18 protein-coding genes are annotated in these 21,994 nt (G+C 38.7%); 12 read left to right on the forward strand and 6 right to left on the reverse strand.

The window, feature by feature from the left end; translation table 11 throughout:
* Nucleotides 1-1,076: 1,076 nt before the first annotated feature.
* Nucleotides 1,077-2,309 (reverse strand): Gfo/Idh/MocA family protein, encoded by a 1,233-nt coding sequence (locus tag ASU00_RS10965; protein ID WP_057913516.1) that lies wholly within the window; start codon nt 2,307-2,309, stop codon nt 1,077-1,079.
* Nucleotides 2,310-2,885: 576 nt separating this feature from the next.
* Between ASU00_RS10965 and ASU00_RS10970 the strand changes: the two genes are divergently transcribed.
* From ASU00_RS10970 to ASU00_RS11005, 8 genes are all read left to right on the forward strand, one after another.
* Nucleotides 2,886-4,283 (forward strand): MFS transporter, encoded by a 1,398-nt coding sequence (locus tag ASU00_RS10970; protein WP_057913517.1) that lies wholly within the window; start codon nt 2,886-2,888, stop codon nt 4,281-4,283.
* Between the two features lie 247 nt (nt 4,284-4,530).
* Nucleotides 4,531-5,211 (forward strand): transaldolase family protein, encoded by a 681-nt coding sequence (locus ASU00_RS10975; protein ID WP_057913518.1) that lies wholly within the window; start codon nt 4,531-4,533, stop codon nt 5,209-5,211.
* Between the two features lie 75 nt (nt 5,212-5,286).
* Complete coding sequence (locus ASU00_RS10980; RefSeq protein ID WP_413783517.1) at nt 5,287-5,988, forward strand: DUF4867 family protein; 702 nt, start codon at nt 5,287-5,289, stop codon at nt 5,986-5,988.
* Between the two features lie 321 nt (nt 5,989-6,309).
* Entirely contained in the window at nt 6,310-7,440 is a 1,131-nt protein-coding gene (locus ASU00_RS10985) for a DNA alkylation repair protein (RefSeq protein WP_057913520.1), read from the forward strand.
* A gap of 200 nt (nt 7,441-7,640) precedes the next feature.
* Nucleotides 7,641-9,092 (forward strand): PTS system trehalose-specific EIIBC component, encoded by a 1,452-nt coding sequence (gene treP, locus ASU00_RS10990; RefSeq protein ID WP_057913521.1) that lies wholly within the window; start codon nt 7,641-7,643, stop codon nt 9,090-9,092.
* 77 nt (nt 9,093-9,169) lie between these two features.
* Nucleotides 9,170-10,831, forward strand: coding sequence for an alpha,alpha-phosphotrehalase (gene treC / locus ASU00_RS10995; RefSeq protein ID WP_057913522.1), 1,662 nt, complete (start codon nt 9,170-9,172; stop codon nt 10,829-10,831).
* Between the two features lie 30 nt (nt 10,832-10,861).
* Nucleotides 10,862-11,575: a trehalose operon repressor gene (gene treR / locus ASU00_RS11000; RefSeq protein WP_057913523.1), complete on the forward strand. Its 714-nt coding sequence runs from the start codon at nt 10,862-10,864 to the stop codon at nt 11,573-11,575.
* Between the two features lie 207 nt (nt 11,576-11,782).
* Nucleotides 11,783-12,793: a phosphotransferase family protein gene (locus ASU00_RS11005; protein ID WP_057913524.1), complete on the forward strand. Its 1,011-nt coding sequence runs from the start codon at nt 11,783-11,785 to the stop codon at nt 12,791-12,793.
* A 71-nt stretch (nt 12,794-12,864) separates the two neighbouring features.
* Here the strand turns inward: ASU00_RS11005 and ASU00_RS11010 are convergent, their stop codons facing one another.
* The 4 genes from ASU00_RS11010 to ASU00_RS11020 form a co-directional block, all read right to left on the reverse strand.
* On the reverse strand, nt 12,865-13,212 hold the full coding sequence (locus tag ASU00_RS11010) for a DMT family transporter (protein ID WP_057913525.1): 348 nt from the start codon (nt 13,210-13,212) through the stop codon (nt 12,865-12,867).
* Nucleotides 13,213-13,237: 25 nt separating this feature from the next.
* The gene (locus ASU00_RS11015; RefSeq protein WP_057913526.1) at nt 13,238-13,567 is read right to left on the reverse strand and encodes a DMT family transporter; all 330 of its coding nucleotides are present in this window, start codon (nt 13,565-13,567) and stop codon (nt 13,238-13,240) included.
* A 1,137-nt stretch (nt 13,568-14,704) separates the two neighbouring features.
* On the reverse strand, nt 14,705-14,998 hold the full coding sequence (locus ASU00_RS24455) for a CotD family spore coat protein (protein ID WP_161809723.1): 294 nt from the start codon (nt 14,996-14,998) through the stop codon (nt 14,705-14,707).
* A gap of 117 nt (nt 14,999-15,115) precedes the next feature.
* Entirely contained in the window at nt 15,116-16,042 is a 927-nt protein-coding gene (locus tag ASU00_RS11020) for a phosphotransferase family protein (RefSeq protein WP_057913527.1), read from the reverse strand.
* 368 nt (nt 16,043-16,410) lie between these two features.
* Between ASU00_RS11020 and ASU00_RS11025 the strand changes: the two genes are divergently transcribed.
* Nucleotides 16,411-17,100, forward strand: a complete 690-nt coding sequence (locus tag ASU00_RS11025; protein ID WP_057913698.1) for an N-acetylmuramoyl-L-alanine amidase — start codon at nt 16,411-16,413, stop codon at nt 17,098-17,100.
* Between the two features lie 1,353 nt (nt 17,101-18,453).
* Here ASU00_RS11025 and ASU00_RS11030 read toward each other — a convergent pair.
* Nucleotides 18,454-19,092, reverse strand: coding sequence for a LexA family protein (locus ASU00_RS11030; RefSeq protein ID WP_057913528.1), 639 nt, complete (start codon nt 19,090-19,092; stop codon nt 18,454-18,456).
* Between the two features lie 133 nt (nt 19,093-19,225).
* On the opposite strand from ASU00_RS11030, the gene ASU00_RS11035 reads away from it, so the two are divergent.
* The 3 genes from ASU00_RS11035 (at nt 19,226) to ASU00_RS11045 (ending at nt 21,940) form a co-directional block, all read left to right on the forward strand.
* Nucleotides 19,226-19,450, forward strand: a complete 225-nt coding sequence (locus ASU00_RS11035; RefSeq protein WP_057913529.1) for a helix-turn-helix transcriptional regulator — start codon at nt 19,226-19,228, stop codon at nt 19,448-19,450.
* Nucleotides 19,451-19,591: 141 nt separating this feature from the next.
* The gene (locus ASU00_RS11040) at nt 19,592-19,798 is read left to right on the forward strand and encodes a hypothetical protein (protein ID WP_152983735.1); all 207 of its coding nucleotides are present in this window, start codon (nt 19,592-19,594) and stop codon (nt 19,796-19,798) included.
* 606 nt (nt 19,799-20,404) lie between these two features.
* Nucleotides 20,405-21,940, forward strand: a complete 1,536-nt coding sequence (locus ASU00_RS11045; protein ID WP_413783520.1) for an esterase/lipase family protein — start codon at nt 20,405-20,407, stop codon at nt 21,938-21,940.
* The last annotated feature ends 54 nt before the right edge of the window (nt 21,941-21,994 follow it).

Here is a 21,994-nt window from a genome sequence, read left to right on the forward strand (position 1 = left end):
GGTCTCACGTAGACACGCATTTCCCGCAGGAGTCTCGTTGCCTTCCGTTTCAATCCACTCAGATTTAACCTTTAAATAGAACTCTAAAGTCTTTATTGTTTTAAAATGGCCGTTTTCTCATATACCAAAATTCGCTGATCACTTAAAGATTCATATATCTACAGCTTAATTAGAGACATACTATTAAACTTAATAGGAAGTCTAGGTTTAAATTAAAATTAAGGTATCGTTGAAAAGTGACGAACCTTTTTTTGTGAGTCTATGGATAAGTCGTGGAATTACTATCAGCAAATAAATAGACATCAAGTTCCCAGTGTTGGAATGTATGACTTTTCTTTACTTCAATTGGGTGTTAATTAATGGAGGTTCATACGCTCACGCCGAGGAGGCTCAACGCACGCCCTCTTGAAAGCTGTACATTGGAGGGGAAGATAACCACACGGCATTACTTAGCGAATAGCAACAAAGTATGCGAAAACAGCCTTAATTTTAGATAACGGACATAATAATACAATTCTTCATTATAAATGAAATTATCTCTAAGAATACAGTATTTTGGATCAACCATTTGGTTAGGAAATTAGAGGCTGCAATTGGTTTACATGTATGACTTGGTGAACGATAGGTATTCGGTAGGAAAACCTTTAGTTAAACTGACATCCATTCAAAAAAATTTTCGTCCCAAACACGTCCTCGAGTATAAGAAGGATTACTTAGCAAACGGTACTTTGTATGGAATGATCTTTAATTGTTTCCTTTGCTAAACGGGAGAGCTATTAAAGCACTTACAAGAATTAAAGGGGGAGTGTGATTCTCGTTCTTTAAAAAGAGGTTCGGAGCGTTAAATTCCGAACCCATTTTGTTTACGAGCTCTTTTATTAGTGCCAGGTTCCTTCTATAATAAAGTTGCTTGTCAGTGGCTTGCTATCTCAGAGTGATGAAAGGGATGGAAAGTGGGGGAAACCAAAATGAGGAGGTAACGGGCCAAGCTTTAAGTTCAATAGCAAGAAATATGAAAAAGGCGGCAATACCCGTAAAAAGGGGATTGCCGCCTTTTTCATGCTTCGCCGATTTAATTAATTTGAGACTGTCGCTTTTCCGTCATGGATGTTCTTTAACAATTCATCAATGTATACTACTTTTCCAGTTTTTATTGATTCTTCTGCTGCGATGCCGACGACAATAGACCAAAAACCTTCTTCTACAGTGGCAGTGGTGGTTGAAACGCCTTCAATATTATCAATAAAGTATTTGTGCTCATAATACGTTCCGCCATTATGTCCACTGCTTTGGATAACAGATGGATAACAAGGAGTGGAGATTCTTGTAGGTTTACTTTCACCACTTAGTACTTCCAAATGTGTATTAGGTCTATTCACTGGTAAAAAGTCATCGTTTTCATAAGCTCTAAGTCTTCCTTCATCTCCACATATCGTAATTTCTTCATAAAACATAGGAGAGAACATGCACAAATTAAAATTCGTGTTCACACCGTTTTCATAAACGATATTGACATTAGCATGATCGATTACATCAGATTTTTGATCTTTATATTCAAAATCGTTAAAATTGACAGCGCTTCCTCCAGTTGCATAAACGAAAGAAGGCTTAGATTGAGCAAATAAGTTTAAAAGGTCAAAATAATGACAACATTTTTCAACGAGAGTTCCGCCTGAATACTTAGAAAATTTATTCCACTGGTTCACTTTATCCAGGAATGGAATTCTATGTTCTACAATGCTAATGGTTTTAATATCACCAATTGATTTTCTCTCGATCGCCTCATGAATCGATTCGTTGTAAATCGCTTTGTAACGATATTGAAGGCCAATTTGAAAAATTCCTTCATAGCCATCAGCAAGTTCCTTAATTTCCAATGCATCTTGTAAATTTGTAGCCATAGGTTTTTCTAGTAAAATATGTTTTCCGGATTTGACAGCCTCTCTCACAATCTCAAGATGGGTATAATTCGGCGTACAAATAATTAGTCCATCTACTTGTGGGTCATGACAAGCATCCTTAAGAGTAGGATAGTCGACTAAATCATGTCCAGAGAAGTTTTCCGAGAACATTCTTTTCGTATTTTCGATACTTTTCTTATCCAAGTCATAAATACCATGAATGGTCGCTCTTCCCTCAAGCATGGTGACTTTAATATGCTCATGACCAATCATACCGGCACCAATCACGTTAAATTTATATTTTTGTTGTTCTTTTTTATAAATGTATTTATCTTCTTCAGATAAGTAATCAACATTTAAAAAGCCTGAGAAAAAATTACTGTTTATTTCTTTTCTTTTTGTACTCATTTCAATAACCTCCATGTAATTTGTTTTTGTCATGTTCCTTCTAAATCTCGATTGCATATCCATAAATATGGGGCTAGTAGTAACTATAGTAAACATAGTTACCTTTAAATAATAATCAGTACCTTTGTTCATTATAAGAATACGTTTACAAAATTACAAGTGAAGAATGAAAAAAACAAAAAAATCCTGAAAACTAAAGAATAGAAGATTACTTCAAAAAAAATCCAGGTGTTGCGAAAAAAGATGAAACGAAGTTTAATAAATGAAAAAATATTTTGAGGGTAAAGAAATTCACAACTAATAAAATTGAATTTTCAAAACAAATGAAAAAATATAAGGAAAAGGCTTGCTATTTTGTATGCGTTTTCATAATATAGTTAAAACATAATAACTTTTTCAAAAAGATAGTAATGTTAGGTGAAAGTATTTCTAAAGCGATGGTAGGAGGAGGTGTGATGATAGATTTTCACCTGTAAGAACGATCTTAGAGTGTGCATTTCTTATGAAGGATTATTGACAATTAGTTATATGGGATTTTCTTAAATTTTAAAATGGGAATTTAAAAGGAGAGAACTTATGGAACAATCAGTCATTCAAAACAATGCTCGTCCAGTTAATACTTCTAAGAAATTGAAGCTTAAGGAAAAAATCGCATACGGAATGGGAGATGTAGGCAATAACTTTTTATTTGATTTAGGTCAAATATATTTGCTTAAGTTTTATACGGACTCGCTCGGATTACCTTCAGCAACAGCAGGATTAATCTTCTTAATTACTAAAATATGGGATGCGTTTGCCGATATTTCGGTAGGTACATGGGTTGATAATCGAAGAAGGATTGGTCCTAAAGGGAAATTCAGACCTTTTATCCTTTATACGACAGTACCGTTAGCACTCATTACAATCGTTAGCTTTACCAATCCAGATTTTTCACTCACCGGAAAGATGATCTGGGCTTATGCAACCTATATGGCTTTTGGGACTATTTATAGCATTTCGAATATTCCTTACGGTTCAATGGTTCCAGCGATGACCAAAGATCCTGTAGAAAGAGCGGAATTAGCTGCGTTCAGGCAAGCAGGATCAAACATGGGCCTACTTATTACTACGGTTGGGTTCATGCCCATCGTGCTTATGTTTAATAGTGAATCGACTGGATACATAGTGGCTGTATCTGTATTTGCTTTTTTAGGTATATTATTTCAGCTATATTGTTATAAGAATGTAAAAGAAAGATATGTATATGAGAAGCCAAAAGAAAGCAAGGTAAAACTGAGTGAGAGTTATAAAGGGTTGCTAAAAAATACTCCTCTTTTGGTGTTATGTTTAGTGAACTTATTTACTTTTTCTGCCTTCAATGTAAAGCTCGCGGTACAAGTATATTATTGCCAATATGTTTTGAAAAATGTTTCAATCGTTCCTTACATGGGTTTTTTTAGCATTGGCTGTGTGTTTATTGGTGTAGCACTAGTTCCGTTCATGGTCAAAAAAATCGGAAAGAAATACACGTATATACTAGGCTGTGCAATTTGGGCAGTTGGCGATTTATTGGCTTATATTTTTGCGGATAACGCCATAATATTTATCATTTTAGCATGTTTTGCCTTCTTTGGAAGCGCATTCGTGAATAGTTTGAATTGGGCATTCGTTTCTGATGCTGTTGAATACGGGGAATGGAAAACAGGCAATAGATCTGAAGGTGTTGTTTATTCATTTTTCACTTTCTGTCGCAAGCTATCTCAGGCTCTCGCGGGATTTATACCGGGAATTGTTTTAGGTTTGGTTGGTTATGTTCCCAATGCTGTGCAAAATGCTAATGTAGTTGAAGGGATTAGAGGACTTATGTTCATATATCCAAGTACTTTAGCCATGGCAACCATTATTGTAATGGCATTCTTTTATAAGCTATCAGATGATAAATACAATAATATCGTAAAAGATCTTAATGAGCGTAAATCAGGTATACCTATGTAAAAAAATCAAGGATATGACTGCCAGATTTAACTGTGATGAATGTAAGTTGAAGAGCCCGTAACGTTGGCATAGTGTAGTTTATTTTACATTAAAAAAACTAACGGGCATCTGGCATAAAAAATAACTTTACTAGAATCTGTAAAGAAAAAGCTTGAAATATAGATATCTTTTTTTTATTATAGAGTTAAAGGTAGTGACATTTATCTAAAACGTAGATATCTTTAAAACACATGAGGAGGAACAAACTATGAAATATTTTTTGGACAGTGCCATTATTAAGGAAGTACGTTATGCATACGAAAATTGGGCAATTGATGGAGTGACAACAAATCCTCGGCACATCATGACCAGTGGTAAACCATTTCTTACCGTGTTAGATGAACTAGGAAGTGAGTTTAAAGGCGTTGAGAACTTTCCTATTTCAGTCGAGATTAATCCTCATTTGGACGATGCCAAAGAAATGGTTGAAGTAGGAACGAAGATTGCACAATTGTCTTCCAATTTCGTCATTAAAATTCCTTGTACGGAACCAGGCTTGATTGCGGCGAGGGAATTTGAAAAAGAAGGAATTCCTACGAATGTAACGCTTGTTTTTTCTCCTTCACAAGCCTTGCAAGCTGGAAGAATTAAGGCTAGCTTCGTATCGCCTTTCGTTGGATGGAAAGAAAATAGCGGAGATGACACGACTCAATACATTAAAGATATCGCAAATATTTATAAAACATATAATTTCGAAACCGAAATTATCGTGGCTGCTTTACGGAACGGCAAACAGATCGTGGATGCAGCGAAAGCCGGGGCTCACATTGTGACTTGTGGATTTGATGTTTACAAGGAAAGCTTCCACCATGCATTTACGGATTATGGCTTGGATAAATTCCGCAATGCTTGGGATAACACGATTACCGAAGCACCCGTATTGAAATAATAATCAATAACCAAGTTGAAAGGTTCCTCATAGATTTTAATTTGAGGGCCTTTTAAAATGGATGAAAGGAGCTGAGTGAGATTGTCAAAATACGAAACTTTAAGAAATTTAAATAAACATATTTCTTTTTTTCATATTGAAGATCGTACCTTTACACCATACGGTAACATAGTCACCGGATATGATTTCCAAGAATTACAAAAATATATGAAAGAAATGGAGATTCCGCAGGATCAAAATATCTATACTCCCTCTGTTGCGGAGATGGAAAATACAACCGTGAAAGAACGGATTCAAACTGCATTTTATGGAGAAATGCCCATTCAAATTGGATATTGTAATGGTCCAAACTCAACGTTGAATGGTTTAGAATACCATAAAGGCAGTGAAATCAACATTGCGGTGACGGATCTTGTGCTCCTATTGGGAAAGGTACAAGACATTCACGACAACAGCTATGATTCTACCAATATAGAGGCATTTTTTATCCCGAAAGGAACGGCTATAGAGTTATATAGTACAACCTTGCATTTTGCCCCGTGCAAAGTAAACGCTGAGGGGTTCAAGACAATCGTTATCTTGCCAGCCGGCACAAATGAGCCATTAAAACAGGACATGGAAAAAACGACACAAGAAGATAAGCTATTATTTATGAAAAATAAATGGCTTCTTGCTCATCCAGAAAGAAAACAATTGATAAGCAAAGGGGCATATGCAGGAATTAAAGGAGACAATATCTCGATTTTCCTTGAAGAAAATACAATAAAGATCAATTAACTAAAATTCATAGCTACAAAAGGTGCGGGAGCTTAATACCGCGCCTTATTTATTTTCGCCGGACTTTCTATATTCTTCCCGGTATGATTCCAAGTTAGGTCGAATTATTGGTGAGTTTGCTCGAATTATCGTCGAAGTAGGTCGAATAAATCCCAATTAGGTTGAATTATCGTCGAAGTACCCTGAATTAATCCCAATTAAGTCGGATTATCGACGAAACCGGCCGAAATATTGCGAAGCCGGGCTTGGTTGTTACATAATGGGGGAAGATGCTATGATTGGTGAATGGGATAAGAAAACACGAGGAAAAGAAGTGAAAAAATGGCTGAACCATTAAAGGATTTATATAGTGCTGCTTTCATACGTGAATTCAGTGAAGAAGTACGACGCGTCCATCCAGCCTTTTCTGCTCAATCTTTTTGTGAAGAAGTGATGAACGACGATTGGAATGAGATGAAATTGAAAGAGCGGATCAGGCATATTTCGATTTCGCTTGGCAGGCATCTTCCAAGTGATTATCAAGAGGCCTTGAACATCTTGTTTCGATTGGAGAAGGATTGTACAGGTTTTAGGTATTTATTTTTTCCGGATTTTGTAGAGGTGCATGGGTTAAATAAAGAAGATTGGCCGTTGTCGCTGGAGGCATTGGAGCGTTTTACTGCAAGCTCTTCCTCTGAATTTGCAGTTCGGGCGTTCATTCTGCTTGAGCCCGCTTTGATGATTTCGAAAATGAAGGAATGGGCCCTGCATGACAATGAGCATGTCCGCAGATTGGCCAGTGAAGGATGTCGACCAAGATTACCTTGGGGTCAATCTTTACCGATGTTCAAAGCAGATCCACAGCCAGTACTGGAATTGCTTGAACTTTTAAAAAACGATCCTTCGCTTTATGTTCGGAAAAGTGTGGCCAATAACTTGAATGATATTGCCAAGGACCATCCCAAGACGGTCATTCAAATTGCCAAGCGCTGGCACGAGAGCGGCGACCCGAATACGAATTGGATCATCCGGCGAGGATGCAGGTCCCTTGTCAGACAAGCGGACCCTGAGGTGCTTGCCATGTTTGGTTACTCCGATGTATTGAATGACACGACAATCGTTTCAGCTGCTTTTATTAAAAATGAGCCAGACTCCATCTTAATTGGAGAAACTAGTGAACTTCATTTTGGCTTTCAGGTGGAAGCCGAAGTGAAGCTACGGATTGAATACGGTATCGATTTTGTGAAGGCGAAACAAAAAACGTCGCGTAAACTGTTTCTTTTAGCAGATCGGATTTTTGCAGCTGGAGAGCGCGTTGACAGGGTAAGAATTCACAATTGGAAAGATTTGACCACGCGCCGTCATTATGAGGGCTTCCATAAAGTAACTCTGCTTGTAAACGGAGTGGAAGTGGCAGAAACGCATGTAACACTTAAACAAACACCGCCATTGCCTGATCACACATTGTCGTGAGAAAAAAAGATGCATGGTCCACCCTTTTCCCAGCAGCAATCGGGGAGAGTTTTTTTTATTTAGTTACTGAATGTTAGGATTGAAAAAAAATTGTTGACATACCTGTACGTACAGGATAATATGAAAGCGTATCCAAATCTTGTACGTACAGGTTTGGGGGAGTTATTATATTTTACTTTCTAAGGAAGGGAAGTACTCAAATGGGTAAATACACTGAACCAGTAAAGGATTTGCTCCAATATGTTGGAGGGAAAGAAAATATTGCCACGGTAACGCATTGTGCGACAAGAATGCGATTTGTACTGAAAGATCCCGCCAAGGCGGACGTAACGAAAATTGAGTCAATTAAACTAGTAAAAGGAACCTTTACACAAGCCGGGCAATTCCAGGTCATCATCGGCAATGAAGTATCATCCTTTTATAATGAGTTCGTTTCCATGGCTGAACTACAGGAAGCGTCAAAAGATGATGTGAAAGAAGCAGCTAAACAGAATATGAGCTGGCTGCAGCGTATGATTGCCCATCTTGCGGATATCTTTACCCCGCTAATTCCAGCGATAGTCGTCGGGGGACTCATTCTTGGATTCCGTAATATCATCGGGGATATTAAAATGTTCGATGATAGCACGAAGACGCTAGTGGAAATTTCCCAATTTTGGGCAGGGGCTCACAGCTTCCTTTGGCTGATAGGCGAAGCTATTTTTCATTTTCTTCCGGTTGGGATTACATGGTCCATCTCGAAGAAAATGGGCACCACGCAAATTCTCGGCATCGTCCTTGGTTTAACGCTAGTGTCTCCACAGCTTCTTAATGCATATGGAGTGGCAGGGACGAAGGCAAGTGACATTCCTTTTTGGGATTTCGGTTTTGCCCAAGTCGATATGATCGGCTACCAGGCCCAAGTTATCCCGGCGATACTGGCCGGCTTTGTTTTGGCATATTTAGAGCGATTCCTAAGAGATAGAGTGCATAATTCCATTTCAATGATCGTCGTTCCGTTTTTTGCACTGCTTCCAACCGTAATCATTGCCCATACCGTTTTAGGGCCAATAGGCTGGAAAATCGGCACAGTCATTTCAACAGTTGTATATTCTGGTCTGACTTCATCCTTTGGCTGGCTATTCGCTGCCGTGTTCGGCTTTGCTTATGCACCGCTTGTCATCACAGGTTTGCATCATATGACAAATGCAATCGATTTGCAGCTTATGAGTGAATTACATGGAACGAACCTTTGGCCGATGATCGCTTTATCCAATATTGCTCAAGGAACGGCTGTACTTGCAATGATTTACATCAATAGAAAGGATGAGGAGGAAAGACAAGTGTCGATTCCAGCTACGATTTCATGTTATCTCGGTGTAACCGAGCCGGCCATGTTCGGCATTAACTTGAAATATGGCTTCCCGTTCCTGGCCGGTATGATTGGTTCTATGTTTGCTGGCATCGTATCCGTCGGATCTGGGGTAATGGCAAACTCAATCGGTGTTGGCGGGATCCCAGGTATCCTTTCCATCCAGGCAAAGCATATGGGAATGTTTGCGTTGGCGATGCTGGTTGCCTTCATCGTACCATTCATTTTGACCATCGTCTTTTCCAAGCGGCCTCGAATGAATTTGAAAACGAGAACGAAACCAACAAAACTAAATGCGTAAACATGCAAGGGGGAGAAGTCTCCCTCTTTTTTTATCATACTAGCAAAATGTCTCGAAACAGCAGAGGAGGATTTTACATGAAGGATTTTAAAAAAAGTACCGTTTATCAAATTTATCCAAAATCATTTAAGGATTCCAACGGGGACGGCATCGGGGATATCAATGGTGTGATTGAAAAAATGGATTATCTCGAATTACTTGGAGTCGATTATATTTGGCTGACGCCATTTTACCGTTCACCGCAAAACGATAATGGCTATGATGTAGCGAATTATACTTCCATCGATCCCGCGTTTGGGACAATGGATGATTTCGATAGATTGGTGAAGGCGGCACATTCGAGGAATATGGAAATCATGCTGGATATGGTATTCAACCACACTTCGACAGAGCATGAATGGTTCCAAAAAGCGTTGGCAGGTGAGAAAGAGTATAAGGATTATTATGTTTTCAAGAAATCGCCCGACGGGGAACCTCCTACGAACTGGATATCGAAATTCGGCGGCCCTGCATGGGAATATGTAGAGGAACTTGATGAGTACTACCTTCACTTGTTCGACCGTACACAAGCTGACCTTAACTGGGAAAACCCGAAAGTAAGACAGGAAATCTATGATGTCGTTACCTTTTGGATGGAAAAAGGTGTAAAAGGATTTCGGCTGGATGTCATCAATCTCATTTCCAAACCCGGGTCATTTTCGAACGATTACGATGGAGACGGGCGTTGTTTTTATACAGATGGCCCAAAGATCCATCAATATCTTAAGGAATTGAATGAAAAAACGTTTGGCAAAGATGAAGAGGTGTTGACGGTAGGGGAAATGTCATCAACGAGTATCGACCATTGCATCAAATATTCATCTCCAAGTGAAAAGGAGCTGTCGATGGTATTCAGTTTCCATCATCTCAAAGTGGATTATAAGGATGGCGAAAAGTGGTCGATTGCAAATTTTGATTTCAAGCAGTTAAAGGAAATCCTAAGCAGCTGGCAATATGGGATGCAGGAAGGAAATGGGTGGAATGCCCTGTTCTGGTGCAACCATGATCAGCCGCGAATACTGTCGAGGTTTGGCAATGATCAAGAATATCAAAAGCAATCGGCCAAGATGCTTGCAACGGCCATCCACATGCTTAGAGGAACCCCTTATATATATCAAGGCGAGGAAATAGGGATGACCAATGCGAAATTCAAGCAAATCACACAATATCGCGATGTGGAATCGATTAATTATTTTAATATTTTAAAAGAAGAAGGGAAAGATGAAGAAGAAATAATGGAAATCCTTCAAGCTAAATCCCGTGACAACGCCCGGACCCCGATGCAGTGGGATAATGGAGAGCATGCAGGCTTTACTGGTGGAAACCCTTGGATTACCGTGCCTGATAATGCAAAGGTCATTAACGTGGAAGAAGCACTCAAAGATCAGGATTCCATATTTTATCATTACAAAAAACTTCTATTATTACGGAAGAAACATGATATCATTGCATATGGGAGCTATCAGGAAATTCTTGGAGACCATGATGAACTATTCGCTTTTGTCCGCAGTTATGAAGATGAGCAGCTTTTGGTCATCAATAACTTTTATGCGAAGGATGCTTCCTTCGAACTTCCCAATAGCCTAACCGGATTCAAGTCAGAGATCCTAGTCTCGAATTATCTCGATTCAAAAGAGCTTTCAGGTGATTTCATCTTGCGTCCGTATGAATCGATTGTTTATTTGTTGAAAAAGGAGTAGCTGACTAACAAAATATATCGTGGTGATGAAATGAACAGTAAATACTTAGTGCTATACAGTGATATCGTTGCAAAAATCGAAGAAGGAATCTTTCGCACTAATTCAAAGCTTCCTTCCGAGAGTAGTTTTATGGAAGAATATCGAATTTCGAGGGATACCGTGAGAAAGTCCTTACATTTGCTTGAACAAAATGGGTATATTCATAAAATCAAAGGCAAGGGCTCCTTCGTGTTGGATTTCAGTAAATTTAATTTTCCTGTCGCTGGATTGATATCATATAAAGAAATGGTGGAAAAGTTGCATCTGCATTCCAAAACGATCATTCATAAGATGGAACTCGAGAAACCTGATTCAAATATGGTTAAGCTTCTTGACTTAAATGAAGCTGAAAAAGTGTGGAAGGTATTCCGAGTTAGGCAAATCAACGGCAAGAAAATCATTTTGGACAAAGACTATTTCAGCAGTAAGTTCGTAACGAACTTGACCAAGGAAATTTGTGAGGATTCAATTTATCGATATATCGAAGGGGAACTGGGGCACAAGATTGGATTTTCCAATAAGGAAATCACCGTGGAGCCATGCAGTGAAGAAGATAAACAGCTATTGGATATAGAAGACTATGATATGGTCGCTGTTGTGAAAAGTACGGTCCATTTAATGGATGGAAGTTTGTTTCAGTATAGTGAATCAAGGCATAGACCAGATAAATTCAAGTTCACCGACTTTGCAAGACGGACTTGGTAACCCCGTGATCAGCATATATCTATGAGAGAAATAACATAACAATTAGAAGAATAAAAGTAATGCATATAGGTTATTAAACAACAAGGCGCACTTAAATAGTTGCGTCTTTTTGTATGGATCCGATTAAAAACAAACAGGAATTCTTGAATGGGTACCGAAGTAATTACTATACTGGAGTTTAGTAAATAAACATAGAGAGGACTTTATATGACTGCAGAAATAATCTTTGCATCCAATAAATTAGGAATAATATATGATGATCAATTACAATTAATGCTTGACAAATATAATTTGGGTAAAATGATTTCATCTAGAAAAACAGCAAATGGAGCTATGGGCCAAACTATGTTCGTGTCATCAACCGAAGGAGATTTCGTTTTTAAAGGAAACCCACTATATAATGGCCAATTCCGTGAGGAAAAGTTCTTTGTGGAAAATCTCAAGAAAAGAACAAATGTGTCTGTGCCAATGCCATATATAGTTGATAACTCGCAAGAAATTTTTGAGTGGAGTTATACCTTAATGCCTCGTCTTCAAGGCGAACACCTAAATTCGGAACATCTAAAAAACAGTCTCGATTTAGATGACAAGTATAGAATAGCTGAATTAATTGCTGAAACATTATCTGAATTTCATACTTGGAAAGCAGATGGATTTGGAGAGCTTAATTTAGAAAAATTCGATATTATTCCTTTTAAGGGTACGTACGCTTCATGGCTTTACAACAGAATAATGTTTTGGTTAGAGGATGCAAAAAAATATTCAAAAATAACGTCTGAAGATTTCGATTGGGTAAATTCTTTATTGTACGATTCGCAAGATGCATTTGTTGATTTCTCCTCTCCCACCTTTGTAATGGGTGATTTTAAGCTTGAGAACTTTTTGATATATTCAGAGGTTAGCAGATGGGAAATAAGTGGTGTATTTGATTTTACGAATTCATATTTTGCAGACCCTATTTCAGATTTAATAAAAATGATTATATTTTATCTAAATAACGATGAATCAGAAATTGCCAAGCATTTAGTTAGCGTGTATTGTAGTGAATCTGAAGAAAAAAAAGACATAAAAAAACGTATTAGAGTACATATGCTTCATCAACGGGTTATAGATTGGGGATGTGCAAAAGCAATGAATATGGTTTCTTGGAACAATGAACTTCCATTTTCCCAATGGGCCAAAACATACACAGATTCAGCGGCAAGTCTATTAGAATAAATGAAAAGCGATTGCTTTAATTAAATAGAGGGAGAGCACATGTTATATATGACTGTGTTCTCCTTTATAGTTCAGGTTAATGATTTCTTTGTTTGCTTCGAAGTATGGGTATCGTTCAATAAAACGACTCCGCCAATAATTAAGATCAACCCAGCCAGTGTAACGAAACTGAATGGCTCGTCCCAGAGCAGTATGCCTATCAATGCCGTTAAAGCGGTGCCGATACCCGACCAAATGGCATAGGCTAAGCTTAACGGAATCGTTTTAAGACATAAAGATAGGCAATAAAACGCCGTTCCAAAGCCTATGATAACGCCAAGCGTTGGGAATAGGCCAGTGAACCCGTCAGATATCTTAAGCATGGTCGTACCAAACACTTCGCTAATGATGGAAATTCCCAAAGCGATGTAACCTTTCATTCTATAACCTCCGATTTGTTAAATGTCATTGAGAGTATCCAGCTGCGAGCTTTAATATGATGACTCCACCGATGATAAGGGCTAAGCCAAAAAAATTTTTTAGATTGAAGCTTTCCTTATAAATGATGACTCCGACTAAAGCAGTCAATGCAGTGCCAATCCCGGACCATATTGCATATGCCGTACCAAGTGGGATGGTTATGAGGGATACGGATAGGCAGTAAAAGGCTAAGCCCATTCCAATTACCACACCTATGGAAGGAAAAAACCGTCTAAAGCCGTTCGATACTTTTAACATGGAGCTGCCAAACACTTCACTTATGATCGCTATTGCCAAAAATGCATATGGATTCAAAATGAATTCCTCCTATTTTCATGAATTGCTCAAATACATCACAAGCATCTTATCAACAATGAGATGTAAAACGGACCTGACTGAAAATTATTCTAAGTTCCATTACCTTATGGATTATGCTAGTGTTCTGCATTCTGCTTAACTGCCTGTACGATCTTCGCAGCCTTGTCTATGCATGTTCCTTCAATTTAAAGTAGCATAATAATGCTCAATACATCACAAATTTTATGTAAAGATTTGATTCATATAATACTAAACTAGCTGGAAGGTCTTTTATATTAGACAATACCGATTGATTTATTGTCAAGCGCATCTGTTAGCTTGTGTGACTGATATGTTCTTCCTGAGAGATGGTTACTAATGTGATGAAAGTTTTCCAATTGAAATTGCATCAGAAAGCTTTCATAAAAGGATAGAGAATTAATCAGGCAAGTTTTTCAATATCCATTTTTTTCAATTTCGCCACTTTGGGTCGAAGTGCTTGAAGTATCTATTATTGGAATAGATGCTGTTTGTGCTTCCTGAACTAAATTCCTTGATAGTACATTCATATATTCAATGCTCTTGAGCGTCCATATTCCACGTGACGTTAACCGGTCTGTGCGCGCTTTGTCGTTGCAATAGAGGTGCAGGTAGTAAACAGGGGCAAAAAAAGGGAAATGGTCACAGATTTATACATTATAAGGATCAGGTACATGTCAAAATAATATAGTATTACGGCCGGAATGTGCACTATAAAAGGCAATTTTCAACCAACTATCACAAGCTTGGTGATAATTTTCATCATTTACAATAAGATCCATGTCGTATACGTTGATATTAGCATCAAACGAGATTTTATGTAGTTCCAATGAGGTAGAGGATTTGCCGGAACCACTAATGCCAGTAACTATAAAAAGAGGGTAAGTTATGATTATCACCTGCCGATATATTAAGGGAATAGTTAACCCCTGAGGATAATTTCAACCTTATGTATTATATGTTGAAGTAGAGTAATCGCATCTTTAAGCCGCCTAGAATATACCTACAGTTCGAACCATGATTATACTGAAAACTTGTGTTTGAACTAACGTAACAACCGGATCGGGAAGTGCGCGCTAAATTCATAATAAAAACCCCGAATGGGGGTTTTAATAATTAATATCCGAATCGGCTCCTCGAAGGTCCACAACTAAAGGCTTGGGGGTAATACCCATTCACGCCGTTGTTCCTTTGTTGGAAATAATGTTTATAAGTGATGACGTGTTTATTTACTGTTGTGATATGCGCGGGGTGAAAAACCGGAATGACAGTGTTAATGATATTGGTTTTAACAAAATGCCTTGTTGGGGAAGTTTGAGACGGATCATACTGAACAGGCATCGCCTGCGGTGGGCAATATTGCGGTGGACGGTGGCCGCCATGTGGATGCCCCCATGGTTTATTATACATTTCAACACCTCCCGTAATTATTTTATTAATCATTATTAGTTTATGAAAATAAACGGCAAAGGGACTAGTATAAATGCCTTTTTAAAAAATATTGTCAGCAAACAAAGCCCATTCATCTTAACTTTTACCAATGATGCTTATCGCTTGATGAACAAATGAACTGTGTCGTTCCCGCATGATATTTTCCTTGCTTTTTTCCAAGCCCCATTCAGGAAATGAAGCTAATCTTAAGGCTGCATATAATTGCCAGAATGGTAAATGGCTCAAATTCAAGCCTGGCATCATCGATATATATTGATGGGTAAAGTCTGCCATTGCTGCCATTCCGAAATGAAAAAGTATTTCAAGCTGACCATTGGCAAGGTCAGCCAAAGGATCGCCTAACGCTGCGTCTTCCCAATCAATTACCGAAGCAAGTTTATTTTCTATAAATAATATATTTCCTGGCCAATAATCTCCGTGAAGGATTACATCCTGATTCAAGGAGGAAAATGGAATGGTGGTTTTTAAGACATCACGGATCAAGCCCTGATTTAAAGTTTCGTCCATATTTACCTTTTTTGCTGCTACCATTTTCACATACTGTTCTTCCTGTCTTGGAAGAAAAGAAAGATCAAGATGTTCACATTCGAAACAGTGGATTTTAACTAGAGTAGCTGCCAGCTGGAAAATATAATCAGTTAAATCGGAAGGGGAAAATTCTGGACTGCCCTCGATATATTCAATAATTAAGCATGGATTAGTAAAAACGGCTCCGCCTTGCTCGAAATAATATGGCCTTGGAGCGGACAAACCTTCGTTTGTCAATATTTCTAAAAGCTTGTACTCATCCGCTGCAATATTGGGGTTCCTTTTCAAATCATTCTCACCATGCTGACGAACGATCACGCGTACGATAGTTCCACTAGGCTGTAATATTTCCAATCCTGTAACCTGTGCAGAAATCCCGCCTTTTATTTCCCAGGCACGAAGGAGCTTGTTTCCTCGATCTAACTTCTGAACCAATTGTTTGAACGGTATAGCTTCATCTGCTCTTAAGTCCATCAATATTACACTCCTTTCCTTGAATTAGTTTAGCGCACCTTGATCTCGTCTTTTTGATGTAAACTCCATTAAAAGAATCTGTCTAGTGAAACGAATATAGGAACATGACCATTTGATAAGATTTTATCAAACTAAAATAAATAATAGAAGGTAGCTTATTCATGATGGGATCGACTGCATAATATAGGGCTGATAAAATCGTAGGTATTAATAAATTAGCAGAGAGAAGAAGACATCATTTGCAAGGGCAACGGAACCGGGTCGAAACAAAAAAAGAAATTCCTGAAATTAGAGATTTTTTTAATCCGTTAGTGTACGTGTACAAGCATTTTTCCTTCCGGTACATAAGATTAATAGAGGTGATTAAAATGGTGAAAATATTTATTGATCCCGGACACGGCGGTACCGATCCTGGCTCGGTCGGAAATGGTTTGAAGGAAAAAGACTTAACATTATCCATCGCGACTCGTATCAAGGACATCTTGATAATCGAATATATGAACGTTTTTGTAAAGATGAGCAGAACATCAGATACCTTTCCATCTTTAAGCGATCGAACCAATCAAGCGAACGCTTGGGGAGCTGATTTATTTCTCTCCATCCATAATAATGCTGGCGGAGGCACTGGGTATGAGGATTACATCTATACGTCCACGAGCAGGGAGACGAAAACCTATCAAGATCATATTCATTCAGAGGTCATGAAACTTATCAACCTCCAAGATAGGGGACAAAAAACAGGGGATTTACATGTACTTCGTGAATCGGACATGCCTGCACTTCTAACGGAAAATGGCTTTGTCGATAATGCCAATGATGCAGCTAAATTAAAAACATCATCCTTTATCGAAGCGCTTGCACGCGGACATGTAAACGGTCTGGTTAAATGCTTTAATCTTAAAAAGAAAAATACAGCAGTATATCACACCGTTGTTAGTGGGGACACCGTATATTCTTTGAGTCTGGCATATGGCAGTACTGTTCAACAAATTAAAGAGTGGAACGACCTTGACAGCCAGTACACCATTGTCGTAAACCAGAAAGTACGAGTGAAGTAATATAGTCCTTTTGCTGACAGGGTGAGATGGATGCAAACTACAAGTGAATGATGCCTTTTTAGATGGAGGATCGGTCTGTAGAATAACTCGCAATAATGGAGTTTGTCTACAGATTTTTCATTTTAATAAGATAGACCGGTACTTTCCCTACAGAAGTTTTGTACCTTCCGTTTCTCTCCACTTTGCGTGAAAACTAAGTTAGTATACTGGATGCCCAGAGTGGGAGAATCTTAATTTGGACGTTTCATTGCACTTCACTTCGCCAGTGGGGTCTCAAGTAGACACGCATTTCCCGCAGGAGTGTCGCCGCATTCCGTTTTATTCCACTCAGTATGAAAATGAAGCTAGACTTCCATTGTCCATAGTTGTAAACAATGGTACTAAGTCCGTTTCATTGCACTGCAGGCACTCGCTTATCCAGAGGCGGTCCTTGATCCTCCTCGGCTTTCAGCCTGCGGGGTCTCAAGTGGACGCGCATTTCCCGCAGGAGTCTCGTTGCCTTCCGTTTCATTCCACACAGTGTGAAAATGAAGCTAGAATTGGAATCTTAGAGACTTTACATATTGCTGATACTGGGTATTCGGGGGGCGTTGTTTAGAATCACATCTGTTTCTTCGCATGATTAGCGGGGCTTGCTTTAACCTAACATTCTTCATTTCTAACTGATTAGTTCTTTTCATTGCATCAGCAAATTTCACTTAAAGAGGCGTTACATGATCTTTTTCTTTAAACGGACCTGCGTTGCGTTAGTGAATGACCTCTTATAATTTGGTGAATGTTCGGCGCTCACGTATAGTCATAATAAAATCTCCATCGCCTACAGTTTTGGATGGTTTAACATTAGGAGCCTTAAATAAGTAAGGCTTGCTTATTTTCATTTGAATAGGGGAGGAGTGTTTGGTGAAAGTCATTCTCCGGCTTGAAGTATGGCTGCTCTTTATATGCCTCTGAAGGGATTCGAACTCGCACTCCTTTCGTAAGCATAGACTAGGGGGGGAACACGCTTCCCTACGGATTTTCACCGACAGGAATTACACCTGACTTAGCTAATTTGCTTTTCGGTGCTTCTGAAACCCTTACCTTGCGACCCGTTGGCTACAATGTTTTCCGCGTTCTTCCCTTCTTGAGCTACAGAGGCAACTATCTATCACTTCATTATACAATTCTTAAAAGTAGCTTTGAACCGGATAATGGAATAAGGCTTGTTATATGAAAAATAAGTGTCAGGGCTGAAATTTATTGTAAGGTATTCTTTTTTAGAAGTGACACAAACGGATTTTTTTTGAAATTAAAAAAGTACAAACCGATGGTGGTCTGTACTCAGTCGATCGTATATGTATGAACAAAATGATATCAATCGTATATTTTAATGGCTTGAACCACTTTTCCTAATATTTTGACGTGATCATTTTTAATATGATAGGTTTTTTTCTCATAAAAAGGGTCTGTGCTACAGGGAGTGAGTGTGATCGTTTCTCCTTCATTTTTCACTAGCTTGACTGTAGCTTCATGACCATTTACCAAGACTACACCAATTTTCCCGTTATCCAGGTAGCTGGTTTTCTCAACAAGGATTAAGGACCCGTCGCTGAACTCTTTGTTCATGCTGTTTCCTTTTACTCGTAGAAAAAAATAATCTTTGTTGTTTTTAAGCATGGAATTCAATGTCGGCATATAGGCTTCTATATATTCATTCGTAAAATTAGGCTCTCCAGCAGGGATATTTCCATATACACCAATTAATCTAACATTCTTTTCGTTCAAATATTCCATGGAAGAATTATTTTTAACGATTGGAGTTCCGTCAACGAGGTGAGATAGCGGTATATCAAAGCATGTGGACATCATGGTCAACTTATCCATTAAAGGTTTGTTCCGGCCGGATTCCCAAGCCGATACTGCCGTCGGGGCCACCTTTAATATCTTTGCCAAATCTTCTTGTGTCATTTTTCTTTCTTTTCTAAATATTTTTATCCGTTCGCCAATGTGCATAATTCTTCACCTCTCATTTGAATATACACCATGAGTGAAAGTGAGTAAACTCATAGTGCGTGAATTTTACAAAAAATTGATGGTAACTATACTTCAAGTGTGATATCATTTTTTAGACAGGAGGTGACAAGATATGACACAGGTTAAATTCACACTTAAGCAAGCGCGGAAGTATAAAGGTTTAACCCAGGATGAAATGGCGAAAGTGCTAAGAATGGCTAAGAGGACCTATATTGACTATGAACAATATAAGATTCCTTTACGAGTCGATAAGGCTTATATGTTTGCTGAATGTGTTGGCTTTTCTATTGACGATATCATTTTTTTCGACCCTGATGTACACTTTAAATGTAGTTGAGTCAACGGAGACGTGTGCTTCTAGAGGAAAGAGAGGGCAAGCCTGGAATGGACAATTTAATCATCAGCACCCCTAATATACCGATGGAATATAAAAATCCATAGTTACGGCGCACGGAGGAACGGGAAGTGGGTGAAACAAGTGGAAAGAGAAATTAAGTCTATTGAAGTGATTGATGGGACTGCCGTTAGTACTTTTGCGATTGGAAATGAAGTTTGTGGTGAAGTGATTGCAGATATCATCAAGTATGACGGAATATTCAAACTTTACAATCGAAAAGACGAGCTAATCACTGAAGTCACTTTACCTGTCGTAGTATCGATTAATGAAATGGTGAAGGGAGATTAAGTGCGTAGCGACACAATATAACCAGTCATTTCAACTTCGCTTTTACAGGTTTTACTTCATCTACCCTCAGAGAAAAGATTTTTAATGGAGAATTAAGATTGAAAATGGACTTTAGGTGTTATCCCATCGATGATAGCCATATAATCGTCAAATTCTTTTGCTGACGGCTTATTTCATGGAGGTTTTATTGAAACACCAAGATTAGGAGCAAATGGAAAATGGCTTATTCGAAGGAACCGGCAGTAAGGATGCTCAATAAGGAAAAGCCCTATATCCTATGCAGGAGAAGGGCTTTTCGTCATGATTGAGCATCTTTATATACATAACCTTTAAATTGGCCTTTATATGAGATGGAAGTATTCATCATACTTTGGCACTATCCAAACGGATTCATCCTGGGTTTTTTTACCCATCTTTCAAGAGAGTGGCAGGTGCTGGATGGGGAATGTGCAATTATTAATAAATGAAAGCGCAAGTCGACCCGTAAAGAGGGTCAGTGTCAGAAGGGATTTCAAAAAAAGCAAGAAATATGGGAGGAGAAAACAATTGAAAAGCATTGTAATCAATCATGTCGTTTTTTTCATCCTCATCGTAACATTTTTGATTATGGCTAAGCCGGACATGACCTCTGCTGGAAAATTAAAACCACCCTCTGAAACATTCCGCCCTGGTGATTGGTTTTTAGGGAGCACTCCTCCCAACCATGACCTAAATAAACCACCGATCGTATTCGTTCAAGGAAAAAATGGCAGTTCTACAAGCTGGTATGGAGAAACGGACTATCATGGAGTCAATGATATGTATACGAAAGCTTATGAAGCTGGCTATCAAACCGTTTTCGTTCAGCTTCATGATTCAGCCGGAAACGGATCTGCGAGTCAATATGCCAATGGAAGGCTGTTAGCCTCCATGCTAGAGGATATCAGTAACCATTTCAATGGTGAAAAGGTTAATATCATTGCACATAGCAAAGGGGGCCCAGATACCCAAGCAGCTCTTGTACACTATGGGGCATACCGATATGTGGGCAGGGTAATCACATTAGCTTCGCCTCACCATGGATCGAACCTCGCTGATTTGGCATATAGCTGGTATGCAGGCTGGCTAGGCTCACTGCTCGGTCAAAAAGATGATGGAACATATTCTTTGCAGGTTGGGAAAATGGCGGAATTTCGTGCTGCCACAGATAACCATATAAACTCCCGAAAAAATATGTATTTCACCGGTGCCGGAATGAATAGAGGCCCAGCGCTGACTGCTTTATCACTTGGAGGAGAGTATTTATCCTCTTATGGAGAAAACGATGGACTAGTGAATGTTTGGAGTAGCCAATTACTTTACGCGAAACATTTATTTTCCGACTCAAATCTCGATCACGATAATATTCGCACCGGGTCAGCCGTATTTTCAAGAATTGAATCGTATTTAAGAAGTGCTTCCATTGCATTTGTTCCTATTATGGACATCCAACATAACCTACAAGCGGAGGAAGATAAGGTCATTACCTCAAGCCTCTCTCAAACCGTTGTCGGAGGCAACCTGCAAAAAAATGCGTGGAATGAACAAAGTTTCGTTGTGGATGAAGCGGTTCCAGGCACTATAACCATATACACAGCCTCAAAAGATGTTGAGATTGAAGTCGTTTCTCCGTCTAATAAAAGGCATTCCCTTTCACCTATTATCCACTCTGGAAAGAATGAAACTTCCTTCTTTCACGGAGCAACCATCCAAACATTTAATAATAGTAAGCTTGAAATTGGTACATGGAAAGTGCGGTTGAAAACGAATACCCCTAAAGACGCATTCCTGTTAACGGCACAATTTAACGAAAAGGATTATATTACGTTGAGCATGCCTGGAAAAGTTAAACAAAAAGATGCCGAGTTTTTCATCAAGAAACCTCTCAATGATAAAAAGGAGTCAGTGCTTACAACCTTTGACGTTCATCTAATAGATGAATTCGGCAGGGAAGTTAGCCCAAAACCCTCCATGTATATAAAGGACAGAGAAAATTTTTCAGGAAAACTTCCGGAGGTACCTAAATCTGGAGTTTATAATGTAACGATAGATGTGAAGGAAAAAAGAGCGAATGGTCCGGAGCGAAAACGTACCCTCATTCGTTCGGTCTATATTGAAAAATAGCAGAAGCGATTGAAGGATGCCTTTTCTTTATTGAAGGCATTTTTTTGTTTGAGA

This window comes from Peribacillus muralis (genome assembly GCF_001439925.1).
Lineage (GTDB): Bacteria > Bacillota > Bacilli > Bacillales > DSM-1321 > Peribacillus > Peribacillus muralis.